Raw genomic sequence first — 16,284 nt, forward strand, 5'->3', positions numbered from 1 at the left:
GCCCAAACCAGGGAGCTTGCTCCCTGGGGTTGTGGGACGTCTCACATGGAGTTACAAAGGAACCGGTTAGATGAAGAGGTCTGGAAAGGCCCGCCAGAGAAGGTAAAAGCCCTGTAGTTCAAAACTTGTTCCCTCCGAGACGGATCCCGAGTAGTGCGGGGCACGTGAAACCCCGTATGAATCCGGCAGGACCATCTGCCAAGGCTAAATACTCCCTGGCGACCGATAGTGAAGCAGTACCGTGAGGGAAAGGTGAAAAGCACCCCGGAAGGGGAGTGAAATAGATCCTGAAACCGTGTGCTTACAAGAAGTCAGAGCCCGATCTATGGGTGATGGCGTGCCTTTTGTAGAATGAACCGGCGAGTTACGTTCCCGTGCAAGGTTAAGGTGAAGAGCTGAAGCCGTAGCGAAAGCGAGTCTGAATAGGGCGAATGAGTACGTGGACGTAGACCCGAAACCGGGTGATCTACCCCTGTCCAGGGTGAAGGTGCGGTAACACGCACTGGAGGCCCGAACCCACGCATGTTGAAAAATGCGGGGATGAGGTGGGGGTAGCGGAGAAATTCCAATCGAACCCGGAGATAGCTGGTTCTCCCCGAAATAGCTTTAGGGCTAGCCTCGGAAAATAGAATCGTGGAGGTAGAGCACTGATTGGGTGCGGGGCCCGCAAGGGTTACCAAGCTCAGTCAAACTCCGAATGCCATAGATTTAGTTCCGGGAGTCAGACAGTGAGTGCTAAGATCCATTGTCAAAAGGGAAACAGCCCAGACCATCAGCTAAGGTCCCCAAGTGTGTGTTAAGTGGGAAAGGATGTGGAGTTGCACAGACAACCAGGATGTTGGCTTAGAAGCAGCCACCATTGAAAGAGTGCGTAATAGCTCACTGGTCGAGTGACTCTGCGCCGAAAATGTAACGGGGCTAAACACACCACCGAAGCTATGGCTTGATGCTTTGCATCAGGGGTAGGGGAGCGTTGAATGCGGGTTGAAGGTGTACCGGAAGGAGCGCTGGACTGCATTCAAGTGAGAATGCCGGTATGAGTAACGAAAAGATCTGTGAGAATCAGATCCGCCGAAAGCCTAAGGGTTCCTGAGGAAGGTTCGTCCGCTCAGGGTAAGTCGGGACCTAAGGCGAGGCCGATAGGCGTAGTCGAAGGACAACAGGTCGAAATTCCTGTACCACCGTAATCCGTTATGAGCGATGGGGTGACGCAGTAGGGTAGTGACGCGGACTGATGGATGTCCGTCCAAGCAGTGAGGCTGATGTGTAGGCAAATCCGCACATCGTAAGGCTGGGCTGTGATGGGGAGCGAAAATTGTAGTAGCGAAGGTCATGATCTCAGACTGCCAAGAAAAGCCTCTAGCCAGGAGAAGGTGCCCGTACCGCAAACCGACACAGGTAGGCGAGAAGAGAATTCTAAGGCGCGCGGAAGAACTCTCGTTAAGGAACTCGGCAAAATGACCCCGTAACTTCGGGAGAAGGGGTGCCTCGGTAGGGTGAATAGCCCGAGGGGGCCGCAGTGAAAAGGCCCAAGCGACTGTTTAGCAAAAACACAGGTCTGTGCGAAGCCGCAAGGCGAAGTATACGGGCTGACGCCTGCCCGGTGCTGGAAGGTTAAGGGGAGTGGTAAGCCCTTCGGGGCGAAGCTATGAACCGAAGCCCCAGTAAACGGCGGCCGTAACTATAACGGTCCTAAGGTAGCGAAATTCCTTGTCAGGTAAATTCTGACCCGCACGAATGGCGTAACGACTTGGGCGCTGTCTCAACGAGAGATCCGGTGAAATTTTAATACCTGTGAAGATGCAGGTTACCCGCGACAAGACGGAAAGACCCCATGGAGCTTTACTGCAGCTTGATATTGAATTTGGGTACGATCTGTACAGGATAGGTGGGAGCCGTAGAACTTTGAGCGCCAGCTTGAAGGGAGGCATCCTTGGGATACCACCCTGATCGTATCTAGGTTCTAACTTGGTACCGTGATCCGGTACGAGGACAGTGTCAGGTGGGCAGTTTGACTGGGGCGGTCGCCTCCTAAAGAGTAACGGAGGCGCCCCAAGGTTCCCTCAGAATGGTTGGAAATCATTCGAAGAGTGCAAAGGCAGAAGGGAGCTTGACTGCGAGACCTACAAGTCGAGCAGGGACGAAAGTCGGGCTTAGTGATCCGGTGGTACCGCATGGAAGGGCCATCGCTCAACGGATAAAAGCTACCCTGGGGATAACAGGCTTATCTCCCCCAAGAGTCCACATCGACGGGGAGGTTTGGCACCTCGATGTCGGCTCATCGCATCCTGGGGCTGAAGTAGGTCCCAAGGGTTGGGCTGTTCGCCCATTAAAGCGGTACGCGAGCTGGGTTCAGAACGTCGTGAGACAGTTCGGTCCCTATCTGTCGTGGGCGTAGGAAATTTGAGAGGAGCTGTCCTTAGTACGAGAGGACCGGGATGGACGTACCGCTGGTGTACCAGTTGTTCCGCCAGGAGCACCGCTGGGTAGCTATGTACGGAAGGGATAAGCGCTGAAAGCATCTAAGCGTGAAGCCCCCCTCAAGATGAGATTTCCCAGTATGTAAGACCCCTTGAAGACGACGAGGTAGATAGGTTGGGAGTGGAAGTGCAGTAATGCATGGAGCTGACCAATACTAATCGGTCGAGGGCTTATCCTAAAGATAAAACGCAATGAAGTTTCGGATCCAGTTTTCAGGGTGTAACACCTTGAAGGTATGTAGAAGATACATACACATAGGCGAATTTACGATGTAAATTCATGTTTGGTGGCGATAGCGGAGGGGTTCCACACGTACCCATCCCGAACACGACCGTTAAGCCCTTCAGCGCCGATGGTACTTGGACCGCAGGGTCCTGGGAAAGTAGGACGCCGCCAAGCAATGTCCTTTAGAGGATAATGAAGTTGTACATATTAGGGCCTTTAGCTCAGCTGGTTAGAGCGCACCCCTGATAAGGGTGAGGTCGGTGGTTCGAGTCCACTAAGGCCCACCACTTCTTAATTAGTATAAATGATTGGGGCCATAGCTCAGCTGGGAGAGCGCCTGCCTTGCACGCAGGAGGTCAGCGGTTCGATCCCGCTTGGCTCCACCAATATTCCCTGATAGCTCAGTTGGTAGAGCACTCGACTGTTAATCGAGTTGTCACAGGTTCGAGTCCTGTTCGGGGAGCCATATTTTAAATATTTCTGTCTTATATATATAAGGTGGCGGCGTAGCTCAGCTGGCTAGAGCGTACGGTTCATACCCGTGAGGTCGGGGGTTCGATCCCCTCTGCCGCTACTCGGAGAGATACCCAAGTGGCTATAAGGGGACCCTCTGCTAAGGGGTTAGACTGCGAAAGTGGTGCGAGGGTTCGAATCCCTCTCTCTCCGCCACACCTTTAAAATTTCAGAACTTAATTTAGTAAGGCCCGTTGGTCAAGGGGTTAAGACACCTCCCTTTCACGGAGGTAACAGGGGTTCGAATCCCCTACGGGTCATAATATGGAGGCTTAGCTCAGCTGGGAGAGCATCTGCCTTACAAGCAGAGGGTCGGGGGTTCGATCCCCTCAGCCTCCACCATTAATAATTTAAGTGAAATCCCTTTTACTGTCGCGGGGTGGAGCAGTTCGGTAGCTCGTCGGGCTCATAACCCGAAGGTCGTAGGTTCAAATCCTGCCCCCGCAATTAATTTCCTGATGGAAATGAATGCCTCTGGAACTGTGGTGTAGAGGCCTAACATGCCTGCCTGTCACGCAGGAGATCGCGGGTTCGAATCCCGTCAGTTCCGCCATTTTAGTATGTAATGTTGTAATAAAACATAATATGGCTCGGTAGCTCAGTCGGTAGAGCAGAGGACTGAAAATCCTCGTGTCGGCGGTTCGATTCCGTCCCGAGCCACCTTTCAAGTGGGAATGAGTAATGTGCCGGTGTAGCTCAACTGGTAGAGCAACTGACTTGTAATCAGTAGGTTGGGGGTTCAAGTCCTCTCGCCGGCACCATTTTGGAGGATTAGCGAAGTGGCCAAACGCATCAGACTGTAAATCTGCTCCCTTACGGGTTCGGTGGTTCGAATCCATCATCCTCCACCAGTCTTTTTTAATCATATGGCGGTCGTGGCGAAGTGGTTAACGCACCGGACTGTGACTCCGGCATTCGTGGGTTCAAGCCCCATCGGCCGCCCTTTATACTTATTGTTGGGGATTAGCCAAGCGGTAAGGCAACGGACTTTGACTCCGTCATGCATAGGTTCAAATCCTATATCCCCAGCCATTAAGAGCCATTAGCTCAGTTGGTAGAGCACCTGACTTTTAATCAGGGTGTCGAAGGTTCGAGTCCTTCATGGCTCACCATTTATAATTATTTTGCGGTCGTGGCGGAATTGGCAGACGCGCACGGTTCAGGTCCGTGTGGGCTAACCCCCCGTGGAGGTTCGAGTCCTCTCGACCGCACCATATTATGCGGACGTGGCTCAGCGGTAGAGCATCGCCTTGCCAAGGCGAGGGTCGCGGGTTCGATTCCCGTCGTCCGCTCCATTATCCATACGGCGCCATAGCCAAGTGGTAAGGCAAAGCTCTGCAAAAGCTTCATCCCCAGTTCAAATCTGGGTGGCGCCTTAACTGCTCATTATGAATTAAAAATATGCGCCCTTAGCTCAGCTGGATAGAGCGTTTGACTACGAATCAAAAGGCCGGGAGTTCGAATCTCTCAGGGCGCGCCATTTCTTTTAAAAAATGTATAATGTCGGGATGTAGCTCAGCTTGGTAGAGCACCTGGTTTGGGACCAGGGGGTCGCATGTTCAAATCGTGTCATCCCGATACTGATTTGCGGGTGTAGTTCAATGGTAGAACTCCAGCCTTCCAAGCTGGTAGCGTGGGTTCGATTCCCATCACCCGCTTTTTGCTATAGCGGATTCTTGTTGCCTCAGTGGTGACACCTTATAAATAAAGAGAGCCTGTCTGAGGACAGTGCTCTCTCTTTTTTTATACTCTTTTCTAAATAACAATATGATGAATTTTGAGGCCCTGGCTATTTCGGTGTATACCTCACAAATAAGTTTGTTGATATACACCGATTACCGATCCGACGGCCAATTTTACACGGGAATGGTAAGCTGGATGGAAGTTCCCAGGTTTGGCGCGGAGGTCATGCTCATATATCCTCCTACCCCTCTAGCCCGTTCTTCCATGCTAAATAATCCAACGCCCTCTCCTTGGGATTCTTTAGAGAATCCGATTCCCTCATCCCAAATGTTCACTTGTATGATTTCACCCTGATCTTCTACGTCGACATGTGCTTCTGCTACGTCTGCGTACTTGGCTACATTCGTTAATGCTTCCTGTACAATCCGATAAATAGCTATTTCCTTGCCAATATCAAGGCGTTTACGTAGGTTACATTGAAAATGGACCTCGATTCCGTAATGCGAGCAAAAGTTTTCAATATAGGTTCTTATGGCTGGTACGACACCTAAATCATCCAAAACTGAGGGACGTAGTTCCCATGCCAGTCCTCGGACGTCTTTAATGATGTCGGTTACCTGTGAACGCAGATTTTCGAGAACAGGGGTAGGTTGTTCAGCAAGCTGGCTATCCAGTTGAATAATTAGAGAAAACAGGCTTTGTCCGATCCCGTCATGCAGTTCTCTTGAAAAACGCTTGCGTTCTTCCTCTTGAATTTGCATTACTTGCGTCATCATCGTCTGAAGCTCCGCCTCGACTTTTTTCAGTTTGGTAACCTCATTACGGATCGCTAAATACTGATAGGGCTTACCTTCCTCGTCCATAAACGGAACGATCGTGGTATTCACCCAATAATAGCTGTTATCTTTAGCACGATTGCGTATTTCTCCTTGCCATACCTGGCCTGAACGTATCGTGATCCACAAGTTTTTCATGAATGCTGGAGTATGATAGCCTGAATTAATTAGGCGATGATCCCGACCGATCAGTTCTTCACGACTGTACTGCGAAATCTCACAAAATTTGTCGTTCACGTATTGAATAATGCCCCGATGATCAGTTAAGGCAACGATAGAAGAAGTATCTAGTGCAAGCTTCAGGTTGGATAGCTGGTGAAGTGAGTTACGCAGTTCATCGAGAAAAGGGGACTCTGGAATATAAGCTTCCAAATCATTTAGTAGCTCATCAGCCGACTCATCAAACACATGTTGCAGTAAAGGATTAGAAGGTTCATTCATAGTGCAGCAGCCCCTTTTTAAGTGCAAATTTGACCAGTTCGGGCCGTGTTTTCAGGTTAAGCTTCTCCATAAGGTTACTTTTATGAGACTCTACGGTTTTGACGCTAATCACCAGGTGCTCGGCAATTTCCTTGTTGGCATATCCTTTTGCTATCCATGATAGAATTTCCTTTTCACGCTCGGAAAGGGACTCATAGGGTCCGGCAATGCCTTCCTGTTTGATCTTGTCCAGATACTCACTCATCAGTCGTTTGGTCGCATTTGGGTACAGATAGGCGCTGCCTTCGGCTACAGACTGAATGGCAGCGAGTAATTCCTCATGAGGTGCGCTTTTTAAAATGTATCCGGATGCCCCGGCCTGAATTGCCCGGAATAGGTATTCCTCATCATCATGCATCGTTAGGATAAGAACTTCAGTATCAGGCAACCGTTTTTTTAATTCAGTGGTTGCTGTTAGGCCATCTTTGCCAGGTGGCATACTAAAATCCATGAGCACCACATTAGGTTGCAGCTCCACCGCCTTGCGGATCGCCTCATCACCGTCTGCAGCATCTCCTACCACCTTAATGCCGTTTTTGCCGTCCAATAAGGCCATGAGGCCGGAACGTACGACAACATGATCATCCACTACAAGTATACGAATCAATTTGTCATCCCCTCGAACGGTAAAAAAACCGTGCGTTTTGTCATAATCATAGCAAATTTTAGGGATTTCAATCAATATAGACAGTTGGTATAGCCATTTTTAGCAAATATCTATTGTCACTCTATAAAATTATAATGAATCTTACGGAGTAAGGGCGTGAGCACATAGCTGACCAAGCCGCTGAGCGACTTGAGTGGCCTCGACCACGTTGGAATCAGTGAATGTTCTAACATCACGGTTACCAAGAAGCAGCACACCGTTCGGTAAATCACCCGTGCTGGAAAAGGGAATAGCCACAGCAGAATAAAGCTGCTCTGCCAGCATCAGCGCACATTCCTGGCGTAGGCGTATGCTGCCAGGCAGCAAAGCACTCACGGTCACGGTACGTCCCTGACGAACAGCCAGTCCAGCAATGCCATGCCCCACTTTAAAAGAAATAAGGCGATAACGATTGCTTCTGCTGCCAGAGGCATAATACCAATGTAATTTACCACCTCCTGACTTGGACATGTATGCAAGAGCAGTGAGATCCCCATAGACGCGACCCCTTAACTGGTTTAGTTCTTTTCGCATTTCATCCGTTATTTGTAGCATAGAAGACACATCCTTTTTCTTAACAAAACTAGCTCTAATTCATTGTAGTTCCGACAGTTGCAAAAGTAAGTCAGGGAACCCCCTGATCTATAGGCGCAGGAAACACTGACTTTTCATAAGGCTGGGGGAATGAGTAAGAGGAAAGCCGGTAAATGGGGCATTAGCCTGCCTGGGAAGTGACATATATCACAACAAATCAGGGAGTAGAAAGGTATAAAATCAGGTGTTCTCCCGATAACAACCCGTGTATTATGCCTTTATGATATAGATATAAGGTAAACACGAGGAGGACGCTAATATGCAAGCCACTTGTATGGAACGGTTTGGGGACGAGGCGGAACGCACGGGGATTCAGCTTTTTTTGACGGAGGAGCATTTTGAACTGCTGAAAGAAATTATGTCTTGGAAAAAGGTAAAGGCAGGCGTTATGCTTTTTCGAGAGGGCGAGGATGCGGAGCAGCTTTATTATATCCATTCGGGCCATGTAAAACTTCGTAAGTCGACAGAAGACGGTAAAGAATTGATTCTGACTATTCAGCATCAGGGCGATCTGATCGGGGAATTTAGTGGGATAGATGGGGAAGAGTATAGCTGCACTGCGGAAACAGCCGATGTGTGTGAGTTAGGCGTCGTGCTTGTTAAGGATTTGGAGTCGCTCTTGTCTAAAAATGGAGAAATGGCACTGCAGTTTATTCAATGGATGGCGATGAAACAACGAATTACGCAATCGCGTTTTCGGGATTTGCTGTTGTATGGTAAAACAGGAGCGCTCGCGTCTACACTGATTCGTGCGAGCAACACATGCGGCGTAGCAGTGAAGGATGGCATTTTACTGAATATGAAGCTGAGTCACTCCGAACTGGGTGAGATGATTGGAGCGACACGGGAGAGTGTGAACCGGATGCTGAGTTCGTTGAAGGAGCAGGGCACTCTGGATACAAGAGATGGGAAAATCGTTATTCATGATCTCAAGGTATTGCGTGCCATGTGCTGCTGTCCTTCGTATGGCCAATGTGCCCATGAAATTTGCCGACTCTAAAAATATATAGATATATAAGGCGGAGTCTCTAGGACCCGCCTTGCTTCATGTCCTATGACAATCTAAATTAAGGGGCGTTTGAACAACATGGATAATAAAAGAGCCATCAACGCCGGATAGCAAAGTTCTTAACTCAGCCTTCACACCAAGGCGAATGATGAACAAGCCTACAATCAGGATTGTATCAAGTTTTTAAAATACAGAGAGAAAAATGAAAAAATGTAATGCTGGCGATGAGAATGAGGCTCAAGCTCACGAGACCTTGCTTATTAGAGTCAATGGGGAATAAGATGTAGCAAGTAGTAAGAACCGCTACGTCGAAATTTTAGTTTATAATTAGAGCACCCAACTGAAAAAGAATATACATGATAGACGTTCTTGAGTGGCGTGCGAGATCTTATAATTGGAACTAAATTCATATAGACTTTATAAACTAGGCGTGTTAAAGTATAACTCCAGCCAAATAAGGCTGGGAAAATGGTTGAATAAATTAGCTCTCTAGTAAGAGGGAATATTTACAAGTTGATTTATCTGGCTAAAAATGATATATTATTCTAGCTGACAACAAAACAGCAATTTCAAAAAAAGCTCGGGTCAAAATGATCTTGAAAAAAAGAAAAAAATAACCCTTGCATTTTTGAAAAGAACATGATATGATCTTATAGCTGCTGAAAACGCAGCGAAAAAGAAATGTTTGATCTTTGAAAACTGAACAACGAGTGAGTACATGATTTTGTTCGCAAAATCAACAATGAGATATTTTATCTTGTCAGTTTCAAAATGAGCTAATCGCTCTTTCTATAACCAACTTCGGTTGGTCTTTATTGGAGAGTTTGATCCTGGCTCAGGACGAACGCTGGCGGCGTGCCTAATACATGCAAGTCGAGCGGGGTTCGTTAGAAGCTTGCTTCTAATGAACCTAGCGGCGGACGGGTGAGTAACACGTAGGCAACCTGCCCACAAGACAGGGATAACTACCGGAAACGGTAGCTAATACCCGATACATCCTTTTTCTGCATGGGAGAAGGAGGAAAGACGGAGCAATCTGTCACTTGTGGATGGGCCTGCGGCGCATTAGCTAGTTGGTGGGGTAAAGGCCTACCAAGGCGACGATGCGTAGCCGACCTGAGAGGGTGATCGGCCACACTGGGACTGAGACACGGCCCAGACTCCTACGGGAGGCAGCAGTAGGGAATCTTCCGCAATGGGCGAAAGCCTGACGGAGCAACGCCGCGTGAGTGACGAAGGTTTTCGGATCGTAAAGCTCTGTTGCCAGGGAAGAACGTCTTGTAGAGTAACTGCTACAAGAGTGACGGTACCTGAGAAGAAAGCCCCGGCTAACTACGTGCCAGCAGCCGCGGTAATACGTAGGGGGCAAGCGTTGTCCGGAATTATTGGGCGTAAAGCGCGCGCAGGCGGCTCTTTAAGTCTGGTGTTTAATCCCGAGGCTCAACTTCGGGTCGCACTGGAAACTGGGGAGCTTGAGTGCAGAAGAGGAGAGTGGAATTCCACGTGTAGCGGTGAAATGCGTAGAGATGTGGAGGAACACCAGTGGCGAAGGCGACTTTCTGGGCTGTAACTGACGCTGAGGCGCGAAAGTGTGGGGAGCAAACAGGATTAGATACCCTGGTAGTCCACGCCGTAAACGATGAATGCTAGGTGTTAGGGGTTTCGATACCCTTGGTGCCGAAGTTAACACATTAAGCATTCCGCCTGGGGAGTACGGTCGCAAGACTGAAACTCAAAGGAATTGACGGGGACCCGCACAAGCAGTGGAGTATGTGGTTTAATTCGAAGCAACGCGAAGAACCTTACCAGGTCTTGACATCCCTCTGACCGGTCTAGAGATAGACCTTTCCTTCGGGACAGAGGAGACAGGTGGTGCATGGTTGTCGTCAGCTCGTGTCGTGAGATGTTGGGTTAAGTCCCGCAACGAGCGCAACCCTTATGCTTAGTTGCCAGCAGGTCAAGCTGGGCACTCTAAGCAGACTGCCGGTGACAAACCGGAGGAAGGTGGGGATGACGTCAAATCATCATGCCCCTTATGACCTGGGCTACACACGTACTACAATGGCCGGTACAACGGGAAGCGAAGGAGCGATCTGGAGCGAATCCTAGAAAAGCCGGTCTCAGTTCGGATTGCAGGCTGCAACTCGCCTGCATGAAGTCGGAATTGCTAGTAATCGCGGATCAGCATGCCGCGGTGAATACGTTCCCGGGTCTTGTACACACCGCCCGTCACACCACGAGAGTTTACAACACCCGAAGTCGGTGGGGTAACCCGCAAGGGGGCCAGCCGCCGAAGGTGGGGTAGATGATTGGGGTGAAGTCGTAACAAGGTAGCCGTATCGGAAGGTGCGGCTGGATCACCTCCTTTCTATGGAGAATCGTTTCCTGCAACGGAAACATTCAAATACGAAGCGTAAGCTTCTAAATCAGGTCTCGGCCTGTTACTCACTCGTTGCTCAGTTTTGAGAGCTCAAACTCTCAGGCTTCGACGAATGTTTCATTCACACATCCGTGTTGGAACCGAAATATTCATCGGGTTTCGCTTCGATGAAGCGAATTGCACCTTGAAAACTGGATACCGAAACGAATTGCGTTTTAGAATATTCCTTTAAGCTGATCTTGTGTAAACAAGTGAAATAAAGGTAGCAGCCTTGGATTTCATTCACACCTTCGTGTCGAACCGAAATTCAAAGCAAATCGTATTTACGATGTAAATACTAGGTTAAGCTACAAAGAGCACACGGAGGATGCCTAGGCGCCAGGAGCCGACGAAGGACGTGGCGAACAACGATAAAGCCTCGGGGAGCTGTAAGCAAGCTTTGATCCGGGGATGTCCGAATGGGGAAACCCGGCTGTCTTCATCGACAGTCACTACTCACTGAATTCATAGGTGAGTGAGAGGCAGACCAGGGGAACTGAAACATCTAAGTACCCTGAGGAAGAGAAAACAATAGTGATTCCGTCAGTAGCGGCGAGCGAACGCGGATTAGCCCAAACCAGGGAGCTTGCTCCCTGGGGTTGTGGGACGTCTCACATGGAGTTACAAAGGAACCGGTTAGATGAAGAGGTCTGGAAAGGCCCGCCAGAGAAGGTAAAAGCCCTGTAGTTCAAAACTTGTTCCCTCCGAGACGGATCCCGAGTAGTGCGGGGCACGTGAAACCCCGTATGAATCCGGCAGGACCATCTGCCAAGGCTAAATACTCCCTGGCGACCGATAGTGAAGCAGTACCGTGAGGGAAAGGTGAAAAGCACCCCGGAAGGGGAGTGAAATAGATCCTGAAACCGTGTGCTTACAAGAAGTCAGAGCCCGATCTATGGGTGATGGCGTGCCTTTTGTAGAATGAACCGGCGAGTTACGTTCCCGTGCAAGGTTAAGGTGAAGAGCTGAAGCCGTAGCGAAAGCGAGTCTGAATAGGGCGAATGAGTACGTGGACGTAGACCCGAAACCGGGTGATCTACCCCTGTCCAGGGTGAAGGTGCGGTAACACGCACTGGAGGCCCGAACCCACGCATGTTGAAAAATGCGGGGATGAGGTGGGGGTAGCGGAGAAATTCCAATCGAACCCGGAGATAGCTGGTTCTCCCCGAAATAGCTTTAGGGCTAGCCTCGGAAAATAGAATCGTGGAGGTAGAGCACTGATTGGGTGCGGGGCCCGCAAGGGTTACCAAGCTCAGTCAAACTCCGAATGCCATAGATTTAGTTCCGGGAGTCAGACAGTGAGTGCTAAGATCCATTGTCAAAAGGGAAACAGCCCAGACCATCAGCTAAGGTCCCCAAGTGTGTGTTAAGTGGGAAAGGATGTGGAGTTGCACAGACAACCAGGATGTTGGCTTAGAAGCAGCCACCATTGAAAGAGTGCGTAATAGCTCACTGGTCGAGTGACTCTGCGCCGAAAATGTAACGGGGCTAAACACACCACCGAAGCTATGGCTTGATGCTTTGCATCAGGGGTAGGGGAGCGTTGAATGCGGGTTGAAGGTGTACCGGAAGGAGCGCTGGACTGCATTCAAGTGAGAATGCCGGTATGAGTAACGAAAAGATCTGTGAGAATCAGATCCGCCGAAAGCCTAAGGGTTCCTGAGGAAGGTTCGTCCGCTCAGGGTAAGTCGGGACCTAAGGCGAGGCCGATAGGCGTAGTCGAAGGACAACAGGTGGAAATTCCTGTACCACCGTAATCCGTTATGAGCGATGGGGTGACGCAGTAGGGTAGTGACGCGGACTGATGGATGTCCGTCTAAGCAGTGAGGCTGATGTGTAGGCAAATCCGCACATCGTAAGGCTGGGCTGTGATGGGGAGCGAAAATTGTAGTAGCGAAGGTCATGATCTCAGACTGCCAAGAAAAGCCTCTAGCCAGGAGAAGGTGCCCGTACCGCAAACCGACACAGGTAGGCGAGAAGAGAATTCTAAGGCGCGCGGAAGAACTCTCGTTAAGGAACTCGGCAAAATGACCCCGTAACTTCGGGAGAAGGGGTGCCTCGGTAGGGTGAATAGCCCGAGGGGGCCGCAGTGAAAAGGCCCAAGCGACTGTTTAGCAAAAACACAGGTCTGTGCGAAGCCGCAAGGCGAAGTATACGGGCTGACGCCTGCCCGGTGCTGGAAGGTTAAGGGGAGTGGTAAGCCCTTCGGGGCGAAGCTATGAACCGAAGCCCCAGTAAACGGCGGCCGTAACTATAACGGTCCTAAGGTAGCGAAATTCCTTGTCAGGTAAATTCTGACCCGCACGAATGGCGTAACGACTTGGGCGCTGTCTCAACGAGAGATCCGGTGAAATTTTAATACCTGTGAAGATGCAGGTTACCCGCGACAAGACGGAAAGACCCCATGGAGCTTTACTGCAGCTTGATATTGAATTTGGGTACGATCTGTACAGGATAGGTGGGAGCCGTAGAACTTTGAGCGCCAGCTTGAAGGGAGGCATCCTTGGGATACCACCCTGATCGTATCTAGGTTCTAACTTGGTACCGTGATCCGGTACGAGGACAGTGTCAGGTGGGCAGTTTGACTGGGGCGGTCGCCTCCTAAAGAGTAACGGAGGCGCCCCAAGGTTCCCTCAGAATGGTTGGAAATCATTCGAAGAGTGCAAAGGCAGAAGGGAGCTTGACTGCGAGACCTACAAGTCGAGCAGGGACGAAAGTCGGGCTTAGTGATCCGGTGGTACCGCATGGAAGGGCCATCGCTCAACGGATAAAAGCTACCCTGGGGATAACAGGCTTATCTCCCCCAAGAGTCCACATCGACGGGGAGGTTTGGCACCTCGATGTCGGCTCATCGCATCCTGGGGCTGAAGTAGGTCCCAAGGGTTGGGCTGTTCGCCCATTAAAGCGGTACGCGAGCTGGGTTCAGAACGTCGTGAGACAGTTCGGTCCCTATCTGTCGTGGGCGTAGGAAATTTGAGAGGAGCTGTCCTTAGTACGAGAGGACCGGGATGGACGTACCGCTGGTGTACCAGTTGTTCCGCCAGGAGCACCGCTGGGTAGCTATGTACGGAAGGGATAAGCGCTGAAAGCATCTAAGCGTGAAGCCCCCCTCAAGATGAGATTTCCCAGTATGTAAGACCCCTTGAAGACGACGAGGTAGATAGGTTGGGAGTGGAAGTGCAGTAATGCATGGAGCTGACCAATACTAATCGGTCGAGGGCTTATCCTAAAGATAAAACGCAATGAAGTTTCGGATCCAGTTTTCAGGGTGTAACACCTTGAAGGTATGTAGAAGATACATACACATAGGCGAATTTACGATGTAAATTCATGTTTGGTGGCGATAGCGGAGGGGTTCCACACGTACCCATCCCGAACACGACCGTTAAGCCCTCCAGCGCCGATGGTACTTGGACCGCAGGGTCCTGGGAGAGTAGGACGTTGCCAAGCACAGAAAAAAAGCACAGCCCTTAACGGGCCGTGCTTTTTTTATTTTATTCGATCTATTTATCGTCCATACACAAGTTTACCGTATCCTGATTGTTCTCGTAAAGTGGTGTCTTGCCAGCTATTTTGAACAGAGGTACAGTGTTATCTGAGGGACACTTAATCTATTTCAACTTGTTCTGTCTGGAGAACACTTAAGGCTTGAAGTTTACGTGTAATTTCTTTTTGCCACTTTGTATCTCCGACTTGTACGGCAAGATTAAGAAGATCTAAATAATCATCAATATGCAGGGAGGTTTTGCTGAAAACTTCTTTCACTGCGGTCCTGCCTCCTTTAAGTCTATGTGTATATAATATTCTGTATTCAATAATGATAATCATTATCAAATTCTTATTTATATTATGCCTGTGTTCGAGATAAATTGCAAGTTATGATATGAATGAATTTTGAAGCACGCAAATGAGGGCTTAAAAAAACAAACCCTTCTCCTTAAGTTCACGCATTGTTCACAACTTTTATATAGAACATAATGAAAAAAACAAGCGGGCATTGAGTGTCCACCAATAGGGGACAAATTGCGTAATGCTTCAACATGAGGAGGAAAAAGATTATGGGCAGAACAGAAATAAAAGCGTTTGCTGTTGTGGTGGTGAGCGCCTTGGCATTAACGCTGGCAGCTTGTAATAATGGACAGAGCGCAAGTCCGGGGAATTTAGGGAAACAGGGAGGAGACACCTCAACCCAAGATGTGACGATTACCTTCCAGAACATTAACCCTGACCCGAGTACCCCTTCTTACAAAATGATCAAGCAAATTGTCAGTCAATATGAGCAGGATCATCCTCATGTCAAAATTGAATTGGACTCACTCAATACAGATCAACAAAAGCTGAAGCTGAAAACGCAAGCAGCAGCGAAGGAAGTACCGGATATTACGATTGTAAACCCGGCTGCACAAATGAAACCGTTCGTGGATGCAGGATTGCTGGCTCCGTTAGACGATGTGGCTGATAAAGAGGGTTTAAAGAATACATTTCAGGATGGACTACTCGATTACTATAGCTTTGACGATAAGCTCTATGCTTTTCCTGACGGCAACAATATAGAAGTGGTGTTTTATAATAAAGAGCTGTTTGAGCAGGCGGGAATTCTAAAGCTGCCGACCACCTTTGATGAATTGATTACAACGGTCAAGACGCTGAAAACGAAGGGAATTACTCCGATTGCGATTGGAGAAAAGGATTCTTGGACCGGCTCCCTTCTTTTTATGAACATTTTGCTGCGTACGAATGAAGGGCCGAATTTTCTCAAGGATGTACTGGACGGCAAAAAGACCTTTAACGACCCAGCTTTTGTGGAAGCGGTGGATGCATTTCAGGAACTGGTGCAGGCAGGGGCTTTCCCAGACGGAGCTACATCCATTGACTATAACGCGGGTTGCAATATTTTTAAAACAGGAAAAGCTGCGATGTATATTATGGGCACGTGGGAAACCGGGTCTATTGATGCTTCACCGGTAGCAGGCAAGGTGGGAGCATTTCAATTTCCAACGGTAAATGGCAAGGGGGATGTGAATGAATATGTAGTAGCTCCAGGCAGCGCGTTTGCAGTATCGGCGAACAGTGAGCATTTACAGGAGACGAAGGATTTTCTGCACTATTTTATTACGGAGATGCCTAAGATTCAGTTTGATTTGAAAAACGCGATTGGCAGCGGTCAGAAAATAAAAGGCGATTTGAAGGAAGCCGGTTACTCCGAATTGGCGATTAGTCTGTATGAGCTATTCAAAAATGTAAAGGGTGGCGACCTCGCTTTCGATAATACGATGAATCCGGCTATTGCGCAGGCCCATCTGAGCAGTATTCAAAATCTGTTCGTGCAAAAGGAAAATTCTGTGCAGGTTGCCAAGGAGCATCAGAGTGTTTTTGAGGCGAATAAATAAGTGAGGAT

6 protein-coding genes, 21 tRNA genes and 5 rRNA genes (1 of these 32 only partly in view) are annotated in these 16,284 nt (G+C 49.1%); 28 read left to right on the plus strand and 4 right to left on the minus strand.

Translation table 11 applies throughout. The annotated features are described in order from the left end of the window. The 23 genes from GCU48_RS12515 to GCU48_RS12625 form a co-directional block, all read left to right on the plus strand. Nucleotides 1-2,659, plus strand: a 23S ribosomal RNA gene (locus GCU48_RS12515) (it extends 269 nt beyond the left edge of the window). 104 nt (nt 2,660-2,763) lie between these two features. Further along, a 5S ribosomal RNA gene (gene rrf / locus GCU48_RS12520) occupies nt 2,764-2,880 on the plus strand. A 36-nt stretch (nt 2,881-2,916) separates the two neighbouring features. Further along, nucleotides 2,917-2,993 (plus strand) — tRNA-Ile (locus GCU48_RS12525). Nucleotides 2,994-3,016: 23 nt separating this feature from the next. Then, nucleotides 3,017-3,092 (plus strand) — tRNA-Ala (locus GCU48_RS12530). Between the two features lie 4 nt (nt 3,093-3,096). Then, nucleotides 3,097-3,172, plus strand: a tRNA-Asn gene (locus tag GCU48_RS12535). A gap of 34 nt (nt 3,173-3,206) precedes the next feature. After that, nucleotides 3,207-3,280: transfer RNA gene (locus GCU48_RS12540), tRNA-Met, on the plus strand. A 3-nt stretch (nt 3,281-3,283) separates the two neighbouring features. Beyond that, nucleotides 3,284-3,375, plus strand: a tRNA-Ser gene (locus tag GCU48_RS12545). Between the two features lie 32 nt (nt 3,376-3,407). Further along, nucleotides 3,408-3,479, plus strand: a tRNA-Glu gene (locus GCU48_RS12550). Between the two features lie 6 nt (nt 3,480-3,485). Next, nucleotides 3,486-3,561, plus strand: a tRNA-Val gene (locus GCU48_RS12555). Nucleotides 3,562-3,592: 31 nt separating this feature from the next. Then, nucleotides 3,593-3,666 (plus strand) — tRNA-Met (locus tag GCU48_RS12560). Nucleotides 3,667-3,695: 29 nt separating this feature from the next. Next, nucleotides 3,696-3,772, plus strand: a tRNA-Asp gene (locus GCU48_RS12565). Between the two features lie 34 nt (nt 3,773-3,806). Further along, a tRNA-Phe gene (locus GCU48_RS12570) sits at nt 3,807-3,879 on the plus strand. 25 nt (nt 3,880-3,904) lie between these two features. Then, nucleotides 3,905-3,980, plus strand: a tRNA-Thr gene (locus tag GCU48_RS12575). Nucleotides 3,981-3,984: 4 nt separating this feature from the next. Next, nucleotides 3,985-4,070: transfer RNA gene (locus GCU48_RS12580), tRNA-Tyr, on the plus strand. 18 nt (nt 4,071-4,088) lie between these two features. After that, nucleotides 4,089-4,161, plus strand: a tRNA-His gene (locus tag GCU48_RS12585). Nucleotides 4,162-4,176: 15 nt separating this feature from the next. Continuing rightward, nucleotides 4,177-4,251 (plus strand) — tRNA-Gln (locus tag GCU48_RS12590). A gap of 4 nt (nt 4,252-4,255) precedes the next feature. Beyond that, nucleotides 4,256-4,331, plus strand: a tRNA-Lys gene (locus GCU48_RS12595). Nucleotides 4,332-4,345: 14 nt separating this feature from the next. Further along, nucleotides 4,346-4,433: transfer RNA gene (locus tag GCU48_RS12600), tRNA-Leu, on the plus strand. A 6-nt stretch (nt 4,434-4,439) separates the two neighbouring features. Next, nucleotides 4,440-4,514 (plus strand) — tRNA-Gly (locus tag GCU48_RS12605). 10 nt (nt 4,515-4,524) lie between these two features. Further along, nucleotides 4,525-4,595: transfer RNA gene (locus GCU48_RS12610), tRNA-Cys, on the plus strand. Nucleotides 4,596-4,622: 27 nt separating this feature from the next. Beyond that, nucleotides 4,623-4,699, plus strand: a tRNA-Arg gene (locus GCU48_RS12615). 24 nt (nt 4,700-4,723) lie between these two features. Further along, nucleotides 4,724-4,797: transfer RNA gene (locus tag GCU48_RS12620), tRNA-Pro, on the plus strand. Between the two features lie 9 nt (nt 4,798-4,806). Further along, a tRNA-Gly gene (locus GCU48_RS12625) sits at nt 4,807-4,877 on the plus strand. Between the two features lie 198 nt (nt 4,878-5,075). Here GCU48_RS12625 and GCU48_RS12630 read toward each other — a convergent pair. From GCU48_RS12630 to GCU48_RS12640, 3 genes are all read right to left on the minus strand, one after another. Beyond that, nucleotides 5,076-6,179, minus strand: a complete 1,104-nt coding sequence (locus GCU48_RS12630) for a PAS domain-containing sensor histidine kinase (RefSeq protein ID WP_152380215.1) — start codon at nt 6,177-6,179, stop codon at nt 5,076-5,078. Then, nucleotides 6,172-6,825 carry a response regulator gene (locus tag GCU48_RS12635; RefSeq protein ID WP_025718949.1) on the minus strand — a complete coding sequence of 218 codons (654 nt, stop codon included), beginning with the start codon at nt 6,823-6,825 and terminating at the stop codon, nt 6,172-6,174. Before GCU48_RS12635 ends, GCU48_RS12630 begins: the two co-directional genes overlap by 8 nt. Before the next feature lie 141 nt (nt 6,826-6,966). Next, nucleotides 6,967-7,419, minus strand: coding sequence for a GAF domain-containing protein (locus GCU48_RS12640; RefSeq protein WP_025718961.1), 453 nt, complete (start codon nt 7,417-7,419; stop codon nt 6,967-6,969). Between the two features lie 298 nt (nt 7,420-7,717). Between GCU48_RS12640 and GCU48_RS12645 the strand changes: the two genes are divergently transcribed. The 4 genes from GCU48_RS12645 to rrf (GCU48_RS12660) all read left to right on the plus strand — a co-directional run bounded on the left by GCU48_RS12645 (nt 7,718) and on the right by rrf (GCU48_RS12660) (nt 14,336). Next, nucleotides 7,718-8,458, plus strand: a complete 741-nt coding sequence (locus GCU48_RS12645; protein ID WP_152380216.1) for a Crp/Fnr family transcriptional regulator — start codon at nt 7,718-7,720, stop codon at nt 8,456-8,458. Between the two features lie 821 nt (nt 8,459-9,279). Then, nucleotides 9,280-10,835, plus strand: a 16S ribosomal RNA gene (locus GCU48_RS12650). Nucleotides 10,836-11,187: 352 nt separating this feature from the next. Next, nucleotides 11,188-14,115, plus strand: a 23S ribosomal RNA gene (locus GCU48_RS12655). Between the two features lie 104 nt (nt 14,116-14,219). Continuing rightward, nucleotides 14,220-14,336 (plus strand): 5S ribosomal RNA (gene rrf, locus GCU48_RS12660). The 16S, 23S and 5S rRNA genes sit together here, the layout of an rRNA operon. A gap of 156 nt (nt 14,337-14,492) precedes the next feature. Here the strand turns inward: rrf (GCU48_RS12660) and GCU48_RS26905 are convergent. Beyond that, nucleotides 14,493-14,651, minus strand: a complete 159-nt coding sequence (locus GCU48_RS26905) for a hypothetical protein (RefSeq protein WP_167518685.1) — start codon at nt 14,649-14,651, stop codon at nt 14,493-14,495. A gap of 293 nt (nt 14,652-14,944) precedes the next feature. On the opposite strand from GCU48_RS26905, the gene GCU48_RS12665 reads away from it, so the two are divergent. Beyond that, entirely contained in the window at nt 14,945-16,276 is a 1,332-nt protein-coding gene (locus tag GCU48_RS12665; RefSeq protein ID WP_152380217.1) for an extracellular solute-binding protein, read from the plus strand. Nucleotides 16,277-16,284 lie beyond the last annotated feature (8 nt).

The organism is Paenibacillus brasilensis, assembly GCF_009363115.1.
Lineage (GTDB): Bacteria > Bacillota > Bacilli > Paenibacillales > Paenibacillaceae > Paenibacillus > Paenibacillus brasilensis.